General features: G+C 58.3%; 20 protein-coding genes. 6 read left to right on the forward strand and 14 right to left on the reverse strand.

The annotated features are described in order from the left end of the window. Nucleotides 1-55 precede the first annotated feature (55 nt). From ACR0DK_RS10610 to ACR0DK_RS10620, 3 genes are all read right to left on the reverse strand, one after another. Nucleotides 56-1,264, reverse strand: a complete 1,209-nt coding sequence (locus ACR0DK_RS10610; protein WP_170406074.1) for a multidrug effflux MFS transporter — start codon at nucleotides 1,262-1,264, stop codon at nucleotides 56-58. 73 nt (nucleotides 1,265-1,337) lie between these two features. After that, nucleotides 1,338-1,997: a DsbA family oxidoreductase gene (locus tag ACR0DK_RS10615; protein ID WP_170421902.1), complete on the reverse strand. Its 660-nt coding sequence runs from the start codon at nucleotides 1,995-1,997 to the stop codon at nucleotides 1,338-1,340. After that, nucleotides 1,994-3,511, reverse strand: a complete 1,518-nt coding sequence (locus ACR0DK_RS10620) for a class I adenylate-forming enzyme family protein (RefSeq protein ID WP_170406068.1) — start codon at nucleotides 3,509-3,511, stop codon at nucleotides 1,994-1,996. The genes ACR0DK_RS10615 and ACR0DK_RS10620 overlap by 4 nt, the downstream gene beginning before the upstream one ends. A 65-nt stretch (nucleotides 3,512-3,576) precedes the next feature. Between ACR0DK_RS10620 and ACR0DK_RS10625 the strand changes: the two genes are divergently transcribed. Further along, complete coding sequence (locus ACR0DK_RS10625; protein ID WP_170396891.1) at nucleotides 3,577-4,200, forward strand: XRE family transcriptional regulator; 624 nt, start codon at nucleotides 3,577-3,579, stop codon at nucleotides 4,198-4,200. Here the strand turns inward: ACR0DK_RS10625 and ACR0DK_RS10630 are convergent. From ACR0DK_RS10630 to ACR0DK_RS10650, 5 genes are all read right to left on the reverse strand, one after another. Next, the gene (locus tag ACR0DK_RS10630) at nucleotides 4,189-4,425 is read right to left on the reverse strand and encodes a hypothetical protein (RefSeq protein ID WP_170465312.1); all 237 of its coding nucleotides are present in this window, start codon (nucleotides 4,423-4,425) and stop codon (nucleotides 4,189-4,191) included. The genes ACR0DK_RS10625 and ACR0DK_RS10630 overlap by 12 nt on opposite strands. A gap of 187 nt (nucleotides 4,426-4,612) precedes the next feature. Next, the gene (locus ACR0DK_RS10635) at nucleotides 4,613-5,272 is read right to left on the reverse strand and encodes an MIP/aquaporin family protein (protein ID WP_170421892.1); all 660 of its coding nucleotides are present in this window, start codon (nucleotides 5,270-5,272) and stop codon (nucleotides 4,613-4,615) included. Continuing rightward, on the reverse strand, nucleotides 5,269-5,745 hold the full coding sequence (locus tag ACR0DK_RS10640) for an arsenate reductase ArsC (protein ID WP_170396900.1): 477 nt from the start codon (nucleotides 5,743-5,745) through the stop codon (nucleotides 5,269-5,271). The genes ACR0DK_RS10635 and ACR0DK_RS10640 overlap by 4 nt, the downstream gene beginning before the upstream one ends. A gap of 26 nt (nucleotides 5,746-5,771) precedes the next feature. Further along, the gene (locus ACR0DK_RS10645) at nucleotides 5,772-6,596 is read right to left on the reverse strand and encodes an arsenate reductase/protein-tyrosine-phosphatase family protein (protein WP_170406059.1); all 825 of its coding nucleotides are present in this window, start codon (nucleotides 6,594-6,596) and stop codon (nucleotides 5,772-5,774) included. A gap of 32 nt (nucleotides 6,597-6,628) precedes the next feature. Then, nucleotides 6,629-8,455, reverse strand: a complete 1,827-nt coding sequence (locus tag ACR0DK_RS10650) for an extracellular solute-binding protein (protein ID WP_480736082.1) — start codon at nucleotides 8,453-8,455, stop codon at nucleotides 6,629-6,631. Nucleotides 8,456-8,748: 293 nt separating this feature from the next. On the opposite strand from ACR0DK_RS10650, the gene ACR0DK_RS10655 reads away from it, so the two are divergent. Together ACR0DK_RS10655 and ACR0DK_RS10660 are read left to right on the forward strand one after the other, a co-directional pair. Continuing rightward, nucleotides 8,749-9,522 (forward strand): 3-hydroxybutyrate dehydrogenase, encoded by a 774-nt coding sequence (locus ACR0DK_RS10655; protein ID WP_170421879.1) that lies wholly within the window; start codon nucleotides 8,749-8,751, stop codon nucleotides 9,520-9,522. A 64-nt stretch (nucleotides 9,523-9,586) separates the two neighbouring features. Continuing rightward, nucleotides 9,587-10,612, forward strand: coding sequence for a patatin-like phospholipase family protein (locus ACR0DK_RS10660; RefSeq protein WP_223117984.1), 1,026 nt, complete (start codon nucleotides 9,587-9,589; stop codon nucleotides 10,610-10,612). Here the strand turns inward: ACR0DK_RS10660 and ACR0DK_RS10665 are convergent, their stop codons facing one another. From ACR0DK_RS10665 to ACR0DK_RS10680, 4 genes are all read right to left on the reverse strand, one after another. Then, the gene (locus ACR0DK_RS10665; RefSeq protein WP_170396909.1) at nucleotides 10,613-11,290 is read right to left on the reverse strand and encodes a DUF502 domain-containing protein; all 678 of its coding nucleotides are present in this window, start codon (nucleotides 11,288-11,290) and stop codon (nucleotides 10,613-10,615) included. Nucleotides 11,291-11,353: 63 nt separating this feature from the next. Then, nucleotides 11,354-12,268: a pseudouridine-5'-phosphate glycosidase gene (locus ACR0DK_RS10670; RefSeq protein WP_170406047.1), complete on the reverse strand. Its 915-nt coding sequence runs from the start codon at nucleotides 12,266-12,268 to the stop codon at nucleotides 11,354-11,356. Continuing rightward, entirely contained in the window at nucleotides 12,265-13,158 is an 894-nt protein-coding gene (locus tag ACR0DK_RS10675; protein WP_170636170.1) for a PfkB family carbohydrate kinase, read from the reverse strand. The genes ACR0DK_RS10670 and ACR0DK_RS10675 overlap by 4 nt, the downstream gene beginning before the upstream one ends. Nucleotides 13,159-13,213: 55 nt before the next feature. After that, nucleotides 13,214-13,834: a thiamine phosphate synthase gene (locus ACR0DK_RS10680; RefSeq protein ID WP_170626905.1), complete on the reverse strand. Its 621-nt coding sequence runs from the start codon at nucleotides 13,832-13,834 to the stop codon at nucleotides 13,214-13,216. A 164-nt stretch (nucleotides 13,835-13,998) separates the two neighbouring features. On the opposite strand from ACR0DK_RS10680, the gene ACR0DK_RS10685 reads away from it, so the two are divergent. From ACR0DK_RS10685 to ACR0DK_RS10695, 3 genes are read left to right on the forward strand one after another with little or no spacing between them, the layout of a single operon-like run. Beyond that, nucleotides 13,999-14,742 (forward strand): RNA methyltransferase, encoded by a 744-nt coding sequence (locus ACR0DK_RS10685; RefSeq protein WP_170396917.1) that lies wholly within the window; start codon nucleotides 13,999-14,001, stop codon nucleotides 14,740-14,742. Between the two features lie 59 nt (nucleotides 14,743-14,801). Further along, nucleotides 14,802-15,947 (forward strand): heme A synthase, encoded by a 1,146-nt coding sequence (gene ctaA, locus ACR0DK_RS10690; RefSeq protein ID WP_480736085.1) that lies wholly within the window; start codon nucleotides 14,802-14,804, stop codon nucleotides 15,945-15,947. A 4-nt stretch (nucleotides 15,948-15,951) separates the two neighbouring features. Then, the gene (locus tag ACR0DK_RS10695; RefSeq protein WP_170567164.1) at nucleotides 15,952-17,421 is read left to right on the forward strand and encodes a carboxypeptidase M32; all 1,470 of its coding nucleotides are present in this window, start codon (nucleotides 15,952-15,954) and stop codon (nucleotides 17,419-17,421) included. Nucleotides 17,422-17,444: 23 nt separating this feature from the next. Here ACR0DK_RS10695 and trhA read toward each other — a convergent pair whose 3' ends face one another. Beyond that, nucleotides 17,445-18,113, reverse strand: a complete 669-nt coding sequence (trhA, locus tag ACR0DK_RS10700) for a PAQR family membrane homeostasis protein TrhA (protein WP_170595483.1) — start codon at nucleotides 18,111-18,113, stop codon at nucleotides 17,445-17,447. A 126-nt stretch (nucleotides 18,114-18,239) separates the two neighbouring features. Continuing rightward, entirely contained in the window at nucleotides 18,240-20,963 is a 2,724-nt protein-coding gene (gyrA, locus tag ACR0DK_RS10705; protein WP_480736087.1) for a DNA gyrase subunit A, read from the reverse strand. Nucleotides 20,964-21,095 lie beyond the last annotated feature (132 nt).

Consider the following 21,095-nt stretch of genomic DNA (forward strand, 5'->3'; position numbering starts at 1 on the left):
GGCGCCCCCCCACGATTTGCGGGAAGGTTAGCGTGTTTCAGCGGCTCTGCACAGATCAGGCGGGCAGTCTGTTTTCGATCCGGCCCATATGTAGCATCAGGCCGAAGCCAAGGATGCACATCGTTAGCACGCCGGTCGTCAGCGGTGTGATCGACCCGTCAAATAACAGCCCAATAGGGGCCGCGATGGCAGCCGCCAGAATTGTGGCGATCGAGCCAATGACCGAGGCAGCCATTCCCGCGATATGACCCATAGGTTCCATGGCAATGGCGTTCAGGTTGCCCATGGTTACACCGGCCATAAAGAAGATCGAGGTCTGCCACGCCACAAAAACAGCAAATGACGCGCCCGGTGAAAGTGGTGTCATGTTCAGGATGATGACGGCGCTTGTTATCAGAATCTGCGCGCCCAAGGCCCAGGTCACCATACGGCGCATCCCGACGCGTACGACCACGGCAGCGTTCAAAAGGCTGGCCGAACCCGAGATCAGCGCCACGAAGGCGAACCAGAAGGGAAAGCTGTCTGCCCGATCATGGATGACGTCAAAAACCGGCTGAACCATCGTTAGCATGGTGAACAGCAACCCCATGCACAGCGTCTGCACCAGGATCGAGAGGCGCACGGTGGGGTGTGCGAACATCTCATGCACTGCCGCAATCATCAGGGGCAGGCGGAAGGGGCGCCGGTTTTCGGGCGCCAAAGATTCAGGCAGGCGCGTGGCCATCCAGATCACGATGATCGTGGCGAATATGATGAAGGACACAAAGATGCCGCGCCAGCCGACCAGTGCAATAACGCCTGCGCCTAGCAGCGGTGCCACGGCGGGGACCAGAGTAAAGATCATCATCGCAATCGAGATGATGCGCGCCATCTCGCGCCCTGAAAACAAGTCGCGAATGATCGCCATAGCCACAACGCGCGGCCCGGCCGCCCCGAGGCCCTGCGCGATGCGTGCAGCCAGCACCAGTTCAAGCGATGAGCTCGACCACGCAACAGCGCAGGCAAGTATATAGAGAGCGGCACCACCATAAATCACCGGCTTGCGCCCGACCGCATCGGAAATTGGCCCGGTAAAGAATGTGCCGATCCCCATGCCCAGCACAAAAGAGGTCAGGATCAACTGTGCTTTGTTCAGATCGTACGGGCTGAGCTCTGCGCCGATCTCGGGCAGGGCTGGCAGCATTGAATCGATCGAAAAGGCTATCGTGGCGAACATCATCGCGATCAACGCAATGAATTCGCCCCGGGACATGCGGTCGGCCATGGGGAACTCCTTCCCGAATGCGCTATCACGGCGTTTCGGGTTGGACTAGATCAGAAATGCACAGGGGTATGTGCTATTCTGCAGGGGAAGCCTCAATCTGAGACATGATCTCAGAGATCACTTTTGCCCACAATTCAGGAGGTTGCGCGCCCGGAACGGCGTGCTGGTTTGCAACGATATATGTGGGAACCGAATTTACGCCCATTTCGCGTGAATGGCTGTCGCGGTTACGGATATCTTCTAGGTCGGCGTCTGACTGCAGCAGTTTCAGTACGACCGCTGCGTCCATGCCGACGCTGTCGGCGACATCAGCCAACACCTCATGATCACCAATATCACGCGCCTCGACGAAGTAAGCATTAAAGAGTGCATCGACCACGGCATCCTGCTTGCCCTCAATCCCCGCCCAGTGGATCAGGCGGTGGGCATCCAGCGTGTTGGGCGTGCGTTTCATGCCTTCGAAATCGATATTCAAACCTGCGTTTTCGGCATGTTCAACAACGGGCGCGTATGCGCGAACTGCTCCGTCCTTACCGCCGAACTTCCGTTCAAGGTATTCGCGCCGATCCATGCCCTCGTCGGGCATATCGGGGTTCAGCTGAAAGGGGTGCCACTCGATCACAAAGGGGTGGTCTGGCACTTCGGCGAGCGCTTTGTCCAGATGGGTCTTGCCGATATAGCACCAGGGGCAAATCGGATCGGACATGATGTCGAGCTTTACAGTGTGTGTCATTCGGACGTCGCCTTGAAATAGGCCGGCAGGGCGCGGCGCAGAAGTTTGCCGTTGCCTCCGGTGGGTAAGGCGGGCAGATGGACAAAGGCACGCGGCTGTTTGTAGCGCGCCAACTTGTCAGACACATAGGCGTGCAGGTCCGCCGCGTCCAGTTCTTCGGGGCCAGTGTAGAAGGCAACGATGATCGAACTGTCCTGTTTTACCTCAACCGTAGCCGCCCCGACCTGGGTGATCTCGGGATGGGTGGATAAGGCCGCCTCGACTTCGACCGGGGAAACGCGATATCCGCCCGCATTCATCATGTCGTCATCTCGACCCAGATAGGTGATTTGCCCATCAACCGCCATCGCGCCTTGATCACCGGTCAGGAACCAATCCCCCTGCATCCGAGCAGCGGCCTCGTCGGGGGCATTCAGATAGGTCAGCATCAGGCCCGGATCTTCGCGATGTACGGCTATTGTACCTTCCTGACCTTGTGGCACAGGGCCATCCGGCCCGAGGATGGCAATCCGACGCCCGGGCTGCGGCTGCCCCAACGCTGTGCCGCGTGCCGGGTGGCTTGGGCTGGATGAGATGAAGGTCGAGCATTCGGACATGCCGTAAGCCTCATAAAGCTCGGTGCCGGTGAACTGCACCCATTTTTCATGCAGGTGTCGCGACAGCTTTTCCCCGGCGCAAAGGCCGTGGCGCAGATCGGGAAGGCCGGGCTGCGTGTCACTTTGCATCATCTTCCGAAAGACCCCCGGTGCGGCTGCAAAGATGGTGGCACGATGTTGTTTCAACAGGGCAGGCAGATCGCGTATGTCTGTCCCGGGTTCAGGGATCAGAGCCGTTGCACCAATGGCCCAAGGGTCCATCAAGCCGGTGCCCAGCGTGTAGGTCCAATTGAATGCCCCCGCATGGCACAGCCGGTCCGAGGATTTCAGGCCATACCAGCCGTCGACCATCATCTGCCGAGCCCAGATGGCGCGGTGTGCATGCGCAACCGCACGGGGTTTGCCCGAAGTACCCGAAGTGTAGACCACGTAGGCAAGCCGCTCGGGATCACCCATGGCAAAACTTGCAGGCGGCAGTGATCGCATCCGGGCCAGTTCAGGCAGCATGATCTGATCCGGGTGCGCCGCGCAGGCGACCTGGGGATCTCGCAAAATGGCGGCGGGTTTCAGATCGTCGACGATCTTTGCGGTCTCTTGCTCGGTCAGTTGTGATGAGGTGGGCACGGGGACCAGCCCCACGGCGATTGCGCCCAGATAGGCGATCGGAAAATCGACGGTATTGCCCAATCGCATGAGAACAATGTCTTGGGCGCGAAGGCCGCTCTGCAGCAATCCTGAACCGGTGCCCATTATCGCCGAATGCAGATCGCCATAGGTCCAGTCTGTTGCACCATCCGATCCCAGCACCGAAAGTGCGGTTTTCTCAGCTGAACTTTTCGCATGGCGCAGCACATGCGCGGCAAGATTGAATGGGCGCGGGCAGGGCGTAGGCGGCCCCTGATCAAAGATCGACAACATGAGAACTGGCTATCCCCGTGCGAGGCGCGTTGCAAGCAGGGCATGCTCGCCCTATAGAAAGACCCATGGCCACCAATGATCATAAATCTATCGTCAGAATTGCCCGCGACAATGGTGTCAACACCGAGTTGGAGCCGGTCGATCTGGGCGCGCGCGTGCGCGAACTGCGTAAAGCCCGCAACTGGACGCTGGAACAGGCGGCGAGTCAGGCGGGTCTGGCTCGGTCGACACTCAGCAAGATCGAAAATGGTCAGATGTCTCCGACCTATGATGCTTTGAAAAAGCTGGCGACCGGATTGGAGATTTCGGTGCCTCAGCTTTTTACGCCGCCACAACGCGATCAGGTGATCGGTCGAATGGCAGTGACCAAGATGGGCGGGGGTGCGGCCCATGCGACCACCACCTACGAACATGAGTTGCTGGCAGAAACGCTGACCAAAAAGCAGATGCTGCCCTATCGCGCCCGTGTACGTGCACGCTCGATGGAAGAATTTGACGGCTGGGTGCGTCACGATGGTGAGGAATTTCTGTATGTTCTGACCGGAGTGGTGCGGTTGTTTACCGAGTTCTATGAGCCGGTCGAAATGCGCCGCGGCGACAGCGCTTATTACGACGGCAGCATGGGGCATAACGTCATTTCGGTCAGTGATGAGGATGCGACGATCCTGTGGGTGACGTCACTTGCTTAGGGATTGGGCCGCTTCACGGTTCAATGCTTCGGTGAACAGGAAATCCTCAAGCTCTTCGCGCGCCTCGTTTACGGTCAGGTGGTGACGCTCGGCCAGGTAAGCTTCGAACTGTTTGCGATCTTCGCCAACGCGCGCCATATCCCTATCGCGCAGGTTCGGAAACCTACGTTTTGCACGCGCATATGACGCGTCCCAGTCTTGCGTCAGATCAGCCCAGTTTAGCATCTGCGAGCCTTCCTTAGTTGGTGTTTCAGGATTGCTCTCCCCCAAGATAGCCTACGGAGCGCCGTGCGTTGCTGCAGACATGACAAAATGTCGCAGCCGGAGTCGGCAGATAAGATGCAAAAAACCCGCTGCGGAGATACCGCAACGGGCCCACGGACCTGCTGTAAAGTGAGTGGCGGCCGGTCCGTTATTCTGCTTGTTCGAATAACCAGTTCAGTATTTTGTGTCCGATAAATACAGCAATTAACTGCATAATTATGAACATCGGAATGTGCGCAGGGTATATCCCCGCAAAGGTATCCGTAAAGCCCCTTGCGATGGTAACGGCCGGATTAGCAAAACTTGTGGAAGACGTATACCAGTAGGCGCCGGTAATATAGAGGCCCACAAGGGCTGGTACCGTGTCCGGCTTGTGCCGAATTCCGCCGAAAATCACAAAGAGCAAACCCAAAGTGGCGACAATCTCCGAAAACCACTGATGTGCCCCGGTACGATGCATCGTTTCCGAAGTTTGCAGAATCGGCAGGTCAAACATGTAATGGCTGGCCCAGACCCCCGCGATACCTCCGGCAATCTGAACAAGCATGTAAGGGGTGACCGCACGCCAGGGATGTTCACCGCGCAGCGCAAAGGCCAATGTCACTGCAGGGTTGAAGTGAGCGCCCGAGACAGGGCCGAGCGTAGTGATGATAGCGTAAAGGATGCAGCCGGTCGCAATTGCATTGGCCAGCAACGCCAGCGCGATGTTCCCGTCGGACAAGGTTTGCGCCATGATGCCTGATCCGACAACGCCGATCAGCAGGAAGGCGGTTCCGAGGAATTCGGCAAAGTATTGGCGGGCGCTCACAGCAGGGCTCCTATACGTTTGAGATGGGCCGAGAGTTCAACGCTGTCCATGGTTTCAATGGGCAGCTCCAGAAGTGCCTCGGCGCGGCGCCCAAGAATGTCATATGCGGTCCTAAAGGCGGTTTCCCAGTCTGACTGAGACGCGGCGGCTGGGTCCTCGACACCCCAATGCGCGCGTACGGGGGCGCCGGGCCAGACGGGACATGTCTCTTCGGCGGCTGAGCCGCAAACCGTGATCACTATGTCCATTTCCGGAGCATTTTCTGCTGCAAACTCATCCCAGCTTTTAGAGCGGGCATCGCGGACGTCATGGCCTTCGGCACCAAGCAGCGTCAAGGATTGCGGATGCACCTTCCCGGTCGGGTTGGAGCCTGCTGAATAGGCGCGTACACGCCCTTCGCCGGTGTGATTGAAGAGCGACTCCAGCAGAATCGACCGAGCCGAGTTGCCGGTGCATAGAACCAGTATGTTCATGGGGGTATCCTTGGATTGATCGAGGACTACTCGGCCATTCGGCCGATATCATCCACCTTGTGCTGTAGTGAGATGCGGTCGAGCGTTTCGAACGGGAGGCTGGCAAAGGTGGTGATACGGTTGCGCAGCAATCCGTAGGACTGCTGGAATGCCAGCTGCTTTTGCGCGTCGGTTCCTTCAACTTTGACCGGATCGGGCAGACCCCAATGCGCGCTTATCGGTTGTCCTGGCCAAGCGGGGCAGGCCTCGTTCGCTGCGTGGTCGCAGACGGTAAAGACAAAATCCATCTTTGGGGCATCAGCAGCGGCAAATTCTTCCAGTGATTTTGAGCGGAGCGAGGTCGTGTCGTAGTCTTTTTGCTTCAAGAGTTCCAAAACGATTGAATTTGGTCCGTCCGATGGTGCCGTTCCTGCCGAATAAGCGCGAAACAAGCCGTTACCTTCATTGTTCAGGATGGCTTCCGCCATGATCGAACGGGCCGAATTTCCGGTGCAGAGGAAAAGCGCATTCATTACGCGGTCAGGGGACGCCATAACGGGGTCATCCGAGGGTTGCATGCACAAATCAGGACGATTTTGACAGCAACCGCCCAGCAACTCATCAAACAGCCCGCGCACCGCTGGTAAGTTGGCGGCATATTGCAATGATGTCCCGCTGCGCGACTGCTGGATCAGCCCGGCGGATTTCAATGCATTCAGGTAGGTTGACGCAGTATTGGGTTTCAGCGCTAAAGCCTCGGCAATCTGACCCGCAGCAACGGAATCTGGATAGCGACGCATCAACAGCCGGAACAGATCCAGCCGCTTGGGATGTGCGAGTGCGTTCAGCCTGTCATGAATCTCTATTTCCATAATTCATGAAATATGGAAATAGAAAGGACTCGTCAATCCTGAAACCACCAGACCTGTGGCATATATTCTGGCCCATCGCCATAAATTGGCAGAGTGTCGGGTTGTTTCAGCTCTTTGACATGGGCGATACGGCCGACATCAAAGCTCCAGATAGGAATAACATAGCGACCCGCTGTCAGAACACGATCCAGCGCGCGCGTTGCCGCAACAAAATCCTCGTGGCTTTCCGAGGCCAGCATCGCGTCGATCAGCCCGTCCACGGCGGGCGAGGTCAGACCCATGACATTCCGCGTCCCGGGAGCGTTGGCGTTTTCGCTGCCCCAATACAGGCGTTGTTCGTTGCCTGGCGAGAGCGACAGCGCACGACGGAACGGGGTCATGTCAAAATCTTGCGCATCGATGCGTGAAGTATATTGCGCGTCATCTACTTTCTCGACTGTCAACTGGATACCCAGGCGTTCGAGGGCGCGGGCGTAGATTTCCGCGATCACGCCGACATCCTGGACCACGTTCAGGCTGCCCTGGCTGATGACCAGATCAATCACAAACGGCTCACCGCTGGCGTTGCGAAGCTGGCCGTCCTGAATGATCCATCCGGCCTCTTCCAGCAGTTTAAGCGCTTTGCGGATATTTCGGCGGTTGCGTTCGGTTCCATCGCTTTGAGGCAATTCATAACCATCCAGCGTGCCCGGTGCCAACTCGGCGGCATAAGGTTGAAGCAATTCCTCGACACGACCAGTGGCCGGTCCGGGTTGCATCCCCAATTCCGAACCCGAGAAATATGAGATGATCCTGGGCTGCGCCCCGCCTGTAATGGTGTCGTTGATGAACTCGAAGTTGAAGGCCAGCGTTAGTGCCTCGCGTACGCGCCAGTCATCGAATGGGGCCTTGCGTGTGTTCATGACAAAGCCGGTCATGCCTGATGGTTTTTGATGGGGAATTTCCGTCTTCACAACATCACCGCGCTGAACCGCTGGGAAGTTGTACTGCGTGTTCCATTTATCCGCGTTGAATTCACGAACGGCCGAAAGCTCGCCAGCTTTGAACGCTTCAAACGCGACTGTGCCGTCTCCGTAGAACTCAACCCGTATGTCATCCAGATTCATCGTGCCCTTGCGGTAGGGGATATCGGCACCCCAATAGTCAGGATTGCGACGCAGGTTCACATAGCGGCCAGCCTCATAGTCATCGATTACGTATGGTCCGGAACCGATGGGTATATCGTGTAGTTGAGCGTCAGCGAACGACTTTCCCTCCCACTGCGCTTTTTGCAGGATCGGGCGCATTCCGGCGATCAGGGCCAGTTCGCGATCCGGTTCGTTAAAGGTGATCCGAACGCTGCGCGGTCCAGTCTGTTCAATGCTATCAATCTTGCCCCACAGCCCGCGATATCGCAGGTGGCCTTCGGTGCCCAGTGTCTCATACGACCAGATCACGTCATCGACAGTGACCGGCGATCCATCCGAGAATTCAGCATTTTCGCGCAGCGTGAATTCGACCCAGGTTCGGTCCGAATCCGTCTCAACTGATTCGGCTAACAACCCGTAAAGAGTGAAAGGTTCGTCCCAGGAGCGGCCCATCAGGCTTTCATGCGTCCAAAATCGCAACTGCCACGGCGCGGTGCCTTTTTGCACAAACGGGTTCAGACTGTTATAGCCGCCGGTATTGCCAAATACGACCTTGCCGCCCTTGGGCGCGTCAGGATTTGCGTAGGGTAGCGACACAAAATCCGGTGGTAGGGCCGGGTCACCATACATAGCTATGCCATGGGCCGATTCTGCTGACGCCATTGAGGCGGCGAAAATACAGGTGATTCCCACAATCGCGGGACGAAGGGGGCGGAGATAATCGGGGCTCATTTTGGAAACAATCCTGCTCTGGCCTTATTTTGTTTGGGATTCACCGTAGCCATGATTTTTCTTATTATCAAACTTTTAGCTTGGACGAGGGCGTGGAATTGCTTATAAAGGCTCTACTGCTCGATAGGTTTCTTGCCTGTATGAAACCTGCCTCAATAACTTAACGCCCGCTTCGTGCGGGCGTTTTTTTTGGCAAAACTCGTGCGGGCGCGCGGATCAGATCATTCCCCGTTTTCTTTGCAGGTGCAGCATGGCACTGTGTTTGAGAAACAAAAACTCATAAGGAGAGTGCCATGAGTCTGTCGGGCAAAACAGCCGTCGTCACGGGGTCGAATTCGGGGATTGGGCTGGGCATCGCGCGTGAGCTGGCGAAGGCCGGGGCGGATGTGGTGCTGAATTCGTTCACCGACCGTGATGAAGATCATGCGCTGGCCACCGAGATTGGCAAAGAGACGGGAACCAACGCGCGCTACATCAAGGCAGATATGTCCAAGGGCGATGAATGCCGTGCACTGATCGAACAGGCAGGTGCTTGTGACATTCTGGTGAACAACGCCGGCATTCAGCATGTGGCCCCGATCGATCAGTTTCCGTCGGACAAATGGGATGCGATCATCGCGATCAACATGAATTCGGTCTTTCATACGATGGCGGCAGCGCTTCCGATGATGCGCGCGGCGGGTTGGGGGCGGATCGTGAATATTGCCTCGGCTCACGGTCTGACGGCCTCGCCCTACAAGGCGGCTTACATCGCGGCAAAGCATGGTGTCGTCGGGATGAGCAAGACCGTGGCGCTGGAGACTGCGCAGGAGCCGATTACCTGCAATGCTATTTGTCCGGGATACGTACTAACTCCATTGGTTGAGGCGCAAATTCCCAACACGATGAAAGAGTACAATATGAGCCGCGAGGATGTGGTGAAGAACATCCTGCTGGAGCGGCAGCCGTCGAAGGAGTTTGCCACGGTCGAGCAGCTGGGCGGAACTACGATCTTCTTGTGCTCGGATGCAGCGGCACAGATCACAGGAACGACGATATCCGTGGATGGGGGATGGACGGCATTGTGAGGGACCATGGGGGCTCTGCCCCCATACCCCCGAGGTATTTCTGGCCAGATGAAGAGGCGGAACCATGAAACGGATCAATCTGGCATTGCAGGGCGGTGGGGCGCATGGCGCGTTTACTTGGGGTGTACTGGATCGATTGCTGGATGATGAGGATATCGAGGTTGCCGCGATCACTGGGACTTCGGCCGGCGCACTGAACGGGGCAGCGTTCAAATCAGGGATGGTGCATGCAGGGCGCGACGGGGCGCGGGCGTGTCTGGATGGACTTTGGAAACGCATGGGTGCCGTCGGCGATATGCGAATTGCCCATTGGATGCGGGGCATTGAGCCTGCTCATGTTGCACAAGCGTTGGAGTACTCCGTTCCGTTCTCGATGGCCGAAGCATGGTCGCGGCTAGTATCGCCTTACGCCTATGGGCCGTTTTATCGCAATCCGCTCACCCCGGTTGTGGATCGGTTCAACTTTGATGAGATTTGTGCAGACGAAGGGCCCGCGCTGTTTGTCTGCGCCACCTGTGTGCGCAGCGGCAAGATTCGCGTTTTCACAGGCGAGGAGATTTCGACCGATGCGATTCTGGCCTCGGCCTGCTTGCCGAACCTGTTTCAGGCGGTTGAAATCTATGACCCGAAATCCGAGCGGACCGAAGCGTATTGGGATGGCGGCTATACCGGAAACCCGGCGCTTTATCCGTTGTTCGGTGGGGATTTGCCAGATGATGTGGTGATTGTGAACATCAACCCGCTGGAACGCGATGAGGTGCCTAAAACGCCGCAGCAGATTCAGAACCGGATCAATGAGATCAGCTTTAACTCATCGTTGTTTCGCGAGCTGCGTGCGATCAATTTCGTTCAACGGCTTCTGGCCGAAGGCAAGCTGAAGGCTGGTGAGATGAGCCGGGTGCTGGTGCATATGATCGCTGATGACGCCTTGATGAACGACCTTTCGGCGGCCACCAAGATCGTGCCAAACCCGGTTGTGCTGAACCGGCTGAAACAGTCCGGGCGCGATGCGGCGGATCAGTTTCTGAGCGCGCATAAGGACGATCTGGGTCAGCGAAGCACGGTCGATTTGCCCGTAATGTTTGGTTGATTATTCAGGCGGCTGGGTTGGGTCTTTGTCATTCGGGTAAACCAGACCTGCTGAGATCACCAGCTTGGCTGCATCCTCGATCGACATATCCAGCAGGATCACATCCTCTGCGGGGAAAAACAACAGGAACCCGGATGTGGGGTTTGGAGTTGTCGGGACAAACACGCTTAGCAACTCGCCCCCGGTTTCGGCGCGATCGCTCACTTCACCGCGCGCTGTTGTCGAGACGAAGCCGATTGCCCAGATGCCCCGGCGCGGATACTGGATCAGGCAGGCTTTTTCGAAAGACCGCTCGGTCTGGGCGAACACAGTTTCCGAGATTTGCTTGATCCCGGAATAAACCGAACGGACCACGGGCATGCGGTCGACGACACTCTCGGCGAAATGGATCAGAGAACGGCCCAGAATGCCCTTTGCGATCCAGCCGACGATAATCGTGAACAGCAGGAATATGACCACGCCAACGCCGCGCAGGTTGATGCCGACATATTCCGAGGGTTGGAACCGTTGCGGGATCAGTGGCAGGACGGCGCTGTCGATCCAGCCAACCACAGACCAGATCAACCAGATGGTCAGCCACACCGGAGCAATGACGACGATACCAGTCAAAAAGGACGCGCGTAGCCGGGAGAACAGGCCGGGGCGTCGGTGGGGTTCTTCGTCAAACGGAGTGTTCATTGCGGTCCTGAGTGGTTTGCGGAATTAGGTAAGCAGTCCGGGCGCTTGGTGCAATAGCTGGGGTCAGTGGGCTGATTCCGTTAGCGCACGCGCGATGACCGCTGCCAGTCGGGCGTTGTTGCGTACCAAAGCGATGTTGGCGGTAAGCGAACGGCCTTCGGTCTGTTCATAGATACGCTGTAGCAGATAAGGTGTGACGCCTTTACCTGTGATCCGGTGAGTTTCTGCATCGGCCTGTGCGGACGCGATGATCGGGGCCAGCTCCTCGGACGGGATCTGGTCGGCTTGCGGGATCGGGTTAGCGACCAACTGACCACCCGGCAGCCCCAACGCACGCCGTGCTGCGTGGGCTTTTGCTATGTCAGCGGCATCATCCATGCGCAGCGGGGCTGCCAAGGGTGATTTTGCGGACCAGAAGGCCGGGAACTCGTCCTGTCCGTGGGCGATGACGGGGACGCCGAGCGTTTCCAGAACTTCAAGTGTTTTGGCGAGGTCGAGGATGGCTTTGGCCCCGGCCGCGACCACAGTCACCGGGGTCTGCGCGAGCTCGTGCAGGTCAGCGGAGATGTCGAAGGAGGTTTCGGCCCCCTGATGCACCCCACCGATGCCTCCGGTGGCGAAGACCTCGATGCCTGCATAATGTGCGGCGATCATTGTTGCGGCGACGGTGGTGGCCCCGGTGCCGCCTGTGGCGAGGCAGGCGGCCATGTCAGCGCGTGACAGTTTGGCGACGCCTTGCGCCTGACCCAGTGCGCTCAGCTGGTCGGCTTCGAGGCCGACGTGCAAAACTCCGTCAATAACGGCAATCGTTGCTGGAACGGCGCCCGCATCGCGGATGTCTTGTTCAACCTGTGCCGCGACCTCGATGTTCTGGGGGTAGGGCATGCCATGGGTGATGATGGTGCTTTCCAATGCCACGATCGGTTGGCCCGCATCCTTGGCGGCGCGGACCTCTGCAGAATAATGAATGGTGATCACAGTGGGGTTTCTCCGGAAACATAGGTTGCAGCGGCGCGCAGCGCGCGGCTGAGTGCCGCGTCGCTGTCGGCACCATTCGCCTCGGCGGCGATATGGGCGGCCATGAAAGTGTCGCCCGCGCCGGTCACGCGGGTGACCAGAACCGACGGGGGTGTTTGGGTCAAGACAGCATCAGCATCCCCGACGGTGGCCGAGTTGCCGCCATCGGTCACAAGAACCCGCAACGCGCCACGGTCCAGCAGGCCTTTGGCGGCGCTCTCGGAATCGGTGAACTCGCGTTGGCAAAGCAGTCCGGCCTCTTCGAGATTCACATAGAGCGTTGCACGGGCGTGTTTGAGGAAGGGCAGCAGCCGTTCTGCCTTGCCGGGCGAGGCCGGGGCGACGCGCAGGTCGGCTTTGGCAAAGGCGGGGCTTTGGGCGATCTCTTCAAGCAAGGTCAGCGTGAGGTTACCGTCCAGCGCGATGGGCCCTTCGAATGGTGTATTTTCATAACCCAGCGGACCATGCATCAAGGGACGCAGGATTTTGGCTCCGGCAGCTTCAAGCGAATGCGCATCGGCAATGGCGGCGATCAGCCCGTTGGCTCCTTCAACCGCCATATATCTGTCGGTTGGCAGGTCTTGCGAGCGATAGATGTGATCGGTGACCATCCCCAAACGCGCGCAGGACCGGACCAATTCGTCGCCTTCAGCGTCGCGGCCAATTGCGGTCAGCAAAGTCGGGGTCATTCCGAACCGCACCAGCGTCATGGCGATGTTCATGGCGACGCCACCCGGCAGGCGAGTAATGCGGCCGGGTACATCCGAGCCCTGTCGCATGGCGCTGGCCGAGCGTCCGATCACGTCCCAAAGGACCGAACCGATGCACAAAATTTTGCTGTTCTTGTTCATGCCTTGTGTCATGCCGCAGCCCCGACGCGGGTGCAAGGGTTAACGCTCGCATCCCTTAGCGCATTGCGGCAATCAGAGAGTTCAGCGCCTCCAACGGGTTATCTTGCGACCAGATTTCCTCTCCGATGCCGAAGAAATCGGTGCAGGGGGTGAGGTCTCGGATCAGATCGGACGTCAGGCCGCCCTCGGCCACGACGGGAACCTCGATCATTTCGGACCACCATTGGAACAGGTCCTTTTCGGCCTGAGTACCATCGCCCAGCGTGGCGGAACCAACCGGGCCAAAGGCCACGTAATCCGCGCCACTTTCACCAGCAGTCATCCCGTCATGGCTGGAAGACCCGCAAAAACTGCCGACAATCGCATCCGCGCCCAGCTCCTTGCGGGCTGCCCTGACAGACCGCGCGCCGTCATCCAGATGCACCCCGTCCAGACCCAACCGCTGCGCCAGCAATACATGGTTGGAAATCACGATGGCTACATCGCGCGCATGCGCAACTTCGCGGCAAGCATCGGCGGCGCGCGCGATGGTATCTTCGTCGCTTCCAGCCAAGGCGAGGCGGATACATGCAATTTCAGACCCGTCCAATACGTGGCCCAATTGATCAGGGAATGTACTCAGCGCGATGGTCGGAGGCGTGATCAGGTAAATCTGCGGCTGCTCGGGGGTGTCCATGGCGCGTCCTTCGGGTTTGTCATCTTTCGCGCGGTTTAGCGGATTGCGCGGGGGAAGCAAACTTTTATGCCGGCTACGTACCCTTTTGCGAACAGAAGACGCCGGGCCGACTTGCCCTCGACCCATGCGGCCATTAGAGCAAGCGGAGTTTTTCGGAGTTAGCCATGCCCAGCGATACATCACAGCCGTCTTTTGTTCTGGTGCGCCCTCAGATGGGTGAGAACATCGGTGCTGCCGCGCGGGCGATGTGGAACTTTGGGCTGGATCGGATGCGGATCGTGGCACCGCGCGACGGCTGGCCCAATCCCAAGGCGGTGGCGATGTCCAGCGGGGCCGGGCGGCTTTTGGATGAGGCGCAGTTATTTGACGATCTGGCGGGCGCGCTGGAGGACACCACCTTTGTCTTCGCCACCACAGCGCGGCAACGTGGGTTGACCAAGCCTGTCTATAGCCCGGAGCGCGCAATGCAGCTTGCATCGCAGAAAGTGGCGGCGGGCGAAAAGGTCGCTGTTCTGTTTGGCCCGGAACGGGCAGGGCTTGAGAATGAGGATATCGCCAAGGCCAATGCGATTATCTCGGTGCCAGTGAATCCGGAATATGCGTCGTTGAACCTCGGGCAGTGCGTTCTGCTGACCGCCTACGAATGGATGCGCCAGACCGGGGATGTCGTGCATGAGGCAACTGATCTGGGCAAGGGCGATTGGGCGACCGGGATCGAGGTTGAAAAGTTGGTCGAGCATTATGAGGACCGTCTGGAACAGGCCGGGTTCTTTTATCCGCCGGAAAAAGCCGAAGGAATGAAGGTGAACCTGCGCAATCTGTGGTCGCGGATGCGGATGACACGGGCCGATGTACAGATGCTTCACGGGATCATGCGGCAGATGGTCCGCTGGAAAGACAAAAGCTGAGGCTGGACCTATCTTCCGCCAAACCATAGCTTGCGACGAAATCAGGACATGAGGACAGCATGAGCGGTAAGCGCAGCATCTTCGAAGAGGTCTCGGACAGCGAAAAACAACAGGCCGTCCAACCCGGTATGATCGACCGGGGGCGTGGCGGTGCGCGGGCCGCGATCCGGGTTTGGTTGATGATCCTGTTCGCGCTGGTCGTGATCATGATTGCTGTGGGCGGGCTCACGCGGCTGACCGACAGTGGACTATCGATCACTGAATGGCGACCTATTACGGGTGCTATCCCACCGATGAACGCCGCCGACTGGCAAGCCGAATTCGACAAATACAAGCAGATTGACCAGTGGCGCATTCAGAACCAATGGATGGAGCTGGATGATTTCAAAACCATCTATTGGTGGGAATGGGGCCATCGCCAGTTGGGCCGCGTGATAGGATTGGTTTGGGCCGTTGGATTTATCGGTTTCCTTGTGACCCGCAAGATTCCGACAGGATGGGCTGGTAAGCTGCTGATCCCCGGCCTGCTTGGCGGTGTTCAGGGTGCTGTAGGCTGGTGGATGGTCGCCTCGGGCGTCACACAGGGTGAAGGCATGACCGCCGTTGCCAGCTATCGTCTGGCAACGCATCTTGGCTTGGCCTTCGTGATCCTCGGCTTTCTTGCCTGGTACATCTTTGAACTTGGCCGTGACGAACGTGACCTGATGCAGGCCCGCCGCGCGAAAGAGGCTAAGCTTTTCTCGATATCGACCGGACTGCTGCACTTCACCTTCCTGCAAATCCTCATCGGTGCGCTGGTGGCCGGGATCGACGCGGGGAGGTCCTACACTGACTGGCCTCTGATTGGCGGTCAGTTGCTGCCGCCCGATGCGACCATGCTGGAACCGATGTGGCGTAACTTCTTTGAAAGTCCCGGTCTGGTGCAGTTTATCCACCGTTGCGTCGGCTATCTGCTCTTTATTTTCGCCATCATAGTCTGGCGGCGCGGTGGCAGCAGCGCGCACCCACAGACCCGCTTTGCCTTCAACGCCATGTTCGCAGCTTTGTCACTGCAAGTGGTCGTGGGCATCATCACAGTCGTCTATGCGGCACCTTGGCAGATCGCCATTTTCCACCAGTTCATGGCCGTGGTCGTCTGGACCCTGATCCTGCGCGCCCGCTTCCTGACAGCTTACCCTATCGCAACATCTGTGCGCGGAGCATGACCCCATGACAGCATACAACGACTTGATGGCCTTTCAGCGCGAAACCTCGGCCCTGGGCCAGATTGCCGGTAGGCTCGGCTGGGACCAGGAAACGGTGATGCCGCGCGGTGCCGCGCCGCAACGGGCCGAGGAAATGGCAGCGATCGAGGCTGTATTGCATGCTCGCCGCTCTGACCCTCGCGTTGCCGAATGGTTGGAGCAGGCCGCACCGCAAGATGAGGTCGGCAAGGCACAACTGCGTGAGATACGCCGCGCCTATGACCGCGCGGTGAAGGTGCCCGCCGATCTGGCGACGGCGATTGCACGCGTGACATCCGCCGCGCAGGGCACATGGGCCCAGGCGCGAGCGGACGAAGATGTCTCAGCCTTCCTGCCGGTGCTGGAAGAAGTTGTCTCGCTGAAACGGCAAGAAGGTGAAGCGCTGGCACAGGGTGGCGACGTTTATGATGCGATGGTTGAGGATTACGAGCCCTACACAACCGGCGCTCAGATCGCCGCGATCTTTGACGAAATGCGCCCACGTCTGGTGGCTCTTCGCGCCGCAGTTCTGGATCGCCCGGAACCTGCCGCGCTGACCGGCAACTTTGACGAACTGACCCAGATGCGCCTGACGCAGAAACTGGCAACGACATTCGGCTATGACCTGAACAATGGCCGCGTCGACAAAGCGGTGCATCCGTTCAGCTCGGGCAGCGGGCTGGACGTTCGGATCACCACCCGCACCAGCGAGACCGATCCGTTCAACTGCTTTTACTCGACCATTCACGAGGTTGGCCACGCCGCCTATGAGCAGGGCATCGACCGCGATTACCTGCTGACCCCGCTGGGACGTGGTGTGTCGATGGGTGTGCATGAAAGCCAAAGCCGGATTTACGAAAACCAGCTGGGCCGCTCGCGCGCCTTTACCGGATGGCTGTTTGACCAGATGAAAGAGGCGTTCGGTGATTTTGGCATCGCCGATGCAGATGCGTTCTATGCCACCGTCAACCGCGTCCACAACGGCTATATCCGGACCGAGGCGGATGAGGTGCAGTACAATCTGCACATCATGCTGCGGTTTGATTTGGAACGCGCACTGATGGCCGGTGACTTGCAGGTCGGCGACCTTGAAGCCGCCTGGAACAACCGCTTCAAAGCAGATTTTGGTTATGCGGTCGACAAGCCCTCGAATGGATGCTTGCAGGACGTACACTGGTCGGTTGGCCTGTTTGGCTATTTCCCGACCTATTCACTGGGCAATGTATATGCCGGATGCCTGTATCAAGCACTGCGCGCGGCAATTCCCGGACTTGAGGGGCAGTTGGCAGCTGGCGATACTTCCGGGGCGACCGGTTGGCTTCGAGAGCATGTGCAGCAGCATGGAGGACTGTACGCGCCCCGCGAAATCATTCAGCGCGCCAGTGGGGTGGAACCAGGGCCGGAGCCGCTGTTGGCTTATCTGGAGCAGAAGTTCGGGGCGTTGTACGGGCTTTGAGGCGTGTTCGTGGCGCTCCGGCGTTACACTGGCCCTGACGGTACCATTTCGATACGCAAGGCAACAGCGGCGAAGAAAAGGCCGCTTCCTGCCAATACAAACACGTGCCAGATGGTGTTGTGGTAGGGCAGCCAGTCCAGAAGGTAAAATACCACGCCTGCGGTATAGATGAGGCCTCCGGCGATCATTAAAGTAAGGGTAAGGGGTGAAAGTTCGGCCAACATGGATTGTCCGGCCCAAACCGCTGCCCATCCCATCAGAAGATACAGCGCCAGCCCGAACCAGCGGAAGCGGTTCGGGTCGATCATCTTCAGAACAGAGCCCAGCGTCGCAGAAGACCACAGCCCCAGCAAAAGCCCCGGAGGTTGCGAAGCCGAGAGCAGCAGGAACGGCGTATAAGTTCCTGCGATCTTCACGTAGATACCCGAGTGATCAAGGCGGCGCAGAAACTCTGCCCATTCATCATGCTCGATCATGTTGTAGAGCGCCGAGAACGTCAGCATCAAAACCAGAGTTATTCCATAGATCGAGGCGCCCAAAACCGCCGTCGGGTCTGACCGATAGAAGACTGTCATGATGATCAGCATAGGCGCTGCGATCACCGCCGAAGAAACACCCAGCACATGAACAACACCGTCACTTATTCGCTCAGCACGGCTGTAGGCAGGTCGGATATGGGCGAATGACCACATATCGAAATGCTAGGCGTGCCGGGTCTGCTGGGGCAAGCCCACCCTCGTGCCGTTGGCAGGAACGTGATCCTGAGTAACAAAAACGCCCGCAATACGGGCGTTTTGTTACACTTCTGTAGTGCTTTGTTATTCCTCGGCTTCTTCGTCACCCTGGTCGGCGATCCAGGCCACACTAACGACTTCTTCGCCTTTACCGGTGTTGAATACCCGCACACCACCCGCGCTGCGGGAGCGGAACGAGATTCCCTCGACCGGCACCCGGATCGATTGGCCTTTCGAGGTAGCCAGCATGATCTGATCGTCGATTTCTACGGGGAAGGAGGCAACCAGTTCGCCGCCGCGCATGGCTTTGTCCATGGCTGCAACGCCCATGCCACCGCGACCGCGGACAGGGTAGTCGTGACTGGAGCTCAGCTTGCCCGCGCCGCCCGACGTGATGGTCAAGATCAGGTTCTCGGCTGCCGACATCTCGGCATAGCGTTCCTGCGTGACACTGCCAGGCGCGGCTTCGTCCTCGTCCGTTTCGCCGTCATCCGCAATGCCCGCGACTGCGCGGCGCATCTTGAGGTAGGCGGCGCGCTCGTCCGGGTCGGCCTCGAAATGGCGAATTACGGACATCGAGACGACACGGTCGCCATTGCTCAGCCTGATGCCGCGCACACCGGTAGATTCGCGTGAGTTGAAGACACGTACATCAGTGGTGCGGAATCGGATCGCACGGCCCGAATTGGTGACCAGCATCACGTCTTCATCTTCTGAACAGATGCGAGCGTTTACCAGTTCCACATCCTCGGGCAGTTTCATCGCGATCTTGCCATTGCGGCGGACGTTCGTGAAATCTGACAGACGATTGCGGCGGACGTCACCTGCACTGGTGGCGAAGACGATTTGCAGGTTCTCCCACTCTTCATCCGGCACATCCACGGGCATGATCGCCGCGATCGAGACACCGGTCGGGATCGGAAGAATGTTGACGATCGCCTTACCCTTACCGGTCCGGCTGGATTGCGGCAGACGCCAGGTCTTGAGCTTGTAGACCATGCCTTCGGTGGTGAAGAACAGCAGTTGCGTATGCGTGTTCGCCACGAAGAGATTGGTGACAACATCCTCTTCCTTGGTCTGCATACCCGACAGGCCTTTGCCGCCACGCTTTTGCGCCCGGAAATCGGCCAGCGGGGTGCGTTTGATGTAGCCGCCTGAGGTGACAGTCACGACCATATCTTCGCGTTCGATCAGGTCTTCGTCTTCCATATCACCGGACCAGTCAACGATCTCGGTGCGGCGGTCGACGGCGAACTGCTCGCGCACGCTGCGTAGCTCATCGGCGATGATGCCCATGATGCGCTCACGCGAAGACAGAATATCCAAGTATTCCTTGATCTTGTCGGCCAGTTCTTCCAGTTCGTCCGTGACTTCCTTGACACCTAGTTGGGTCAGACGCTGCAGCCGCAGTTCGAGAATGGCGCGGGCCTGTACCTCGGTCAGGTTATAGGTGCCGTCGTCATTCATCTTGGACAGCGGATCGTCGATCAGGCGTAGATAGCCTTCGATCTCGGATGCAGGCCAGCGGCGGGTCATCAGTTTCTCGCGCGCTTCAGCAGCGTCTGCCGACGAGCGGATCGTGGCAACCACTTCGTCAACATTCGAAACGGCCACGGCCAGACCACACAGAATGTGACTGCGCTCACGCGCCTTGCGCAAGTCATAGGCTGTGCGGCGGGCAACAACATCTTCGCGGAAGTCGATGAACGAGGTCAGGAAGCGGCGCAGGGTCAGCTGTTCAGGCCGACCACCGTTCAACGCCAGCATGTTGCAACCAAATGAGGTCTGCATCGGCGAGAAGCGGTAGAGCTGGTTCAGCACCACTTCGGGCGTTGCATCGCGTTTCAGTTCGACCACGACACGCACACCATTGCGGTCGGATTCGTCCTGTACGTGGCTGACGCCTTCGATGCGTTTTTCACGCACGGCTTCGGCGATCTTTTCGATCATCGAGGCTTTGTTCACCTGATAGGGGATCTCGTCGACAACGATGGCGTAACGATCCTTGCGCAGCTCTTCTACGCGGGTCTTGGCGCGGATGATAACGCTGCCACGGCCTTCAAGGTACGCTTTGCGCGCACCTGAGCGGCCCAGCATCACACCGCCGGTCGGGAAATCGGGGCCGGGCACATATTCGATCAGTTGTTCTGATGTCAGATCCGGGTCGTCGATCAGCGCCAGCGTGGCATCGACCACTTCGCCTAAGTTATGCGGTGGGATGTTGGTTGCCATACCCACGGCAATACCACCGGCACCATTGACCAGCATGTTCGGGAAACGGGCGGGTAGGACGGTCGGCTCTTTGTCTTTGCCGTCATAGTTGTCCTGAAAATCGACGGTCTCTTTTTCGATATCGGCCAATAGGGACGCGGCGGGCTTGTCCATCCGTACTTCGGTGTAACGCATCGCCGCCGGGTTATCGCCGTCCATTGAGCCAAAGTTGCCCTGACCATCAAGCAGCGGCAGCGACATCGAGAAATCCTGCGCCATCCGCACCAGCGCGTCATAGATCGCACTATCACCATGCGGGTGATACTTACCCATCACGTCGCCAACCGGACGGGCCGACTTACGATAGGACTTGTCATGAGTGTTCCCGGTCTCATGCATCGCGTAGAGAATACGCCGATGCACCGGTTTCAGCCCATCGCGCAGATCGGGGATCGCACGGCTGACAATGACCGACATCGCATAGTCCAGATAGGACGTGCGCATTTCGGATTCGATGGATACCGTCGGGCCGTCATAAACGGGGCGCTCGGGCGGGGTTTCGTCCATGTTTTCAGGGATTTCTGGCGTATCGCTCACGTAGGCTGCCCGTGTCTTGTTCTTGATCTATATCTTGTGGATACACTTTATCAGACCCGGCATATAAGGTGCAAGCAAGCAACCGTTCCCCGGCCAAATTAGGTCGGTAACACCTGAGTAACATATTGTTAT

The organism is Ruegeria sp. CE6, from assembly GCF_056537485.1.

Excerpts from the sequence above, each read along its gene's own strand:
- ACR0DK_RS10645 (WP_170406059.1), bottom strand. The coding sequence starts at position 6,596 with ATGGAAATAGAGATTCATGACAGGCTGAACGCACTCGCACATCCCAAG.
- ACR0DK_RS10695 (WP_170567164.1), top strand. The coding sequence starts at position 15,952 with ATGACAGCATACAACGACTTGATGGCCTTTCAGCGCGAAACCTCGGCC.
- ACR0DK_RS10625 (WP_170396891.1), top strand. The coding sequence starts at position 3,577 with ATGGCCACCAATGATCATAAATCTATCGTCAGAATTGCCCGCGACAAT.
- ctaA (WP_480736085.1), top strand. The coding sequence starts at position 14,802 with ATGAGCGGTAAGCGCAGCATCTTCGAAGAGGTCTCGGACAGCGAAAAA.
- ACR0DK_RS10685 (WP_170396917.1), top strand. The coding sequence starts at position 13,999 with ATGCCCAGCGATACATCACAGCCGTCTTTTGTTCTGGTGCGCCCTCAG.
- trhA (WP_170595483.1), bottom strand. The coding sequence starts at position 18,113 with ATGTGGTCATTCGCCCATATCCGACCTGCCTACAGCCGTGCTGAGCGA.
- ACR0DK_RS10680 (WP_170626905.1), bottom strand. The coding sequence starts at position 13,834 with ATGGACACCCCCGAGCAGCCGCAGATTTACCTGATCACGCCTCCGACC.
- ACR0DK_RS10660 (WP_223117984.1), top strand. The coding sequence starts at position 9,587 with ATGAAACGGATCAATCTGGCATTGCAGGGCGGTGGGGCGCATGGCGCG.
- ACR0DK_RS10630 (WP_170465312.1), bottom strand. The coding sequence starts at position 4,425 with ATGCTAAACTGGGCTGATCTGACGCAAGACTGGGACGCGTCATATGCG.
- ACR0DK_RS10615 (WP_170421902.1), bottom strand. The coding sequence starts at position 1,997 with ATGACACACACTGTAAAGCTCGACATCATGTCCGATCCGATTTGCCCC.
- ACR0DK_RS10620 (WP_170406068.1), bottom strand. The coding sequence starts at position 3,511 with ATGTTGTCGATCTTTGATCAGGGGCCGCCTACGCCCTGCCCGCGCCCA.
- ACR0DK_RS10650 (WP_480736082.1), bottom strand. The coding sequence starts at position 8,455 with ATGAGCCCCGATTATCTCCGCCCCCTTCGTCCCGCGATTGTGGGAATC.
- ACR0DK_RS10610 (WP_170406074.1), bottom strand. The coding sequence starts at position 1,264 with ATGGCCGACCGCATGTCCCGGGGCGAATTCATTGCGTTGATCGCGATG.
- ACR0DK_RS10640 (WP_170396900.1), bottom strand. The coding sequence starts at position 5,745 with ATGAACATACTGGTTCTATGCACCGGCAACTCGGCTCGGTCGATTCTG.
- ACR0DK_RS10655 (WP_170421879.1), top strand. The coding sequence starts at position 8,749 with ATGAGTCTGTCGGGCAAAACAGCCGTCGTCACGGGGTCGAATTCGGGG.
- ACR0DK_RS10675 (WP_170636170.1), bottom strand. The coding sequence starts at position 13,158 with ATGAACAAGAACAGCAAAATTTTGTGCATCGGTTCGGTCCTTTGGGAC.
- ACR0DK_RS10665 (WP_170396909.1), bottom strand. The coding sequence starts at position 11,290 with ATGAACACTCCGTTTGACGAAGAACCCCACCGACGCCCCGGCCTGTTC.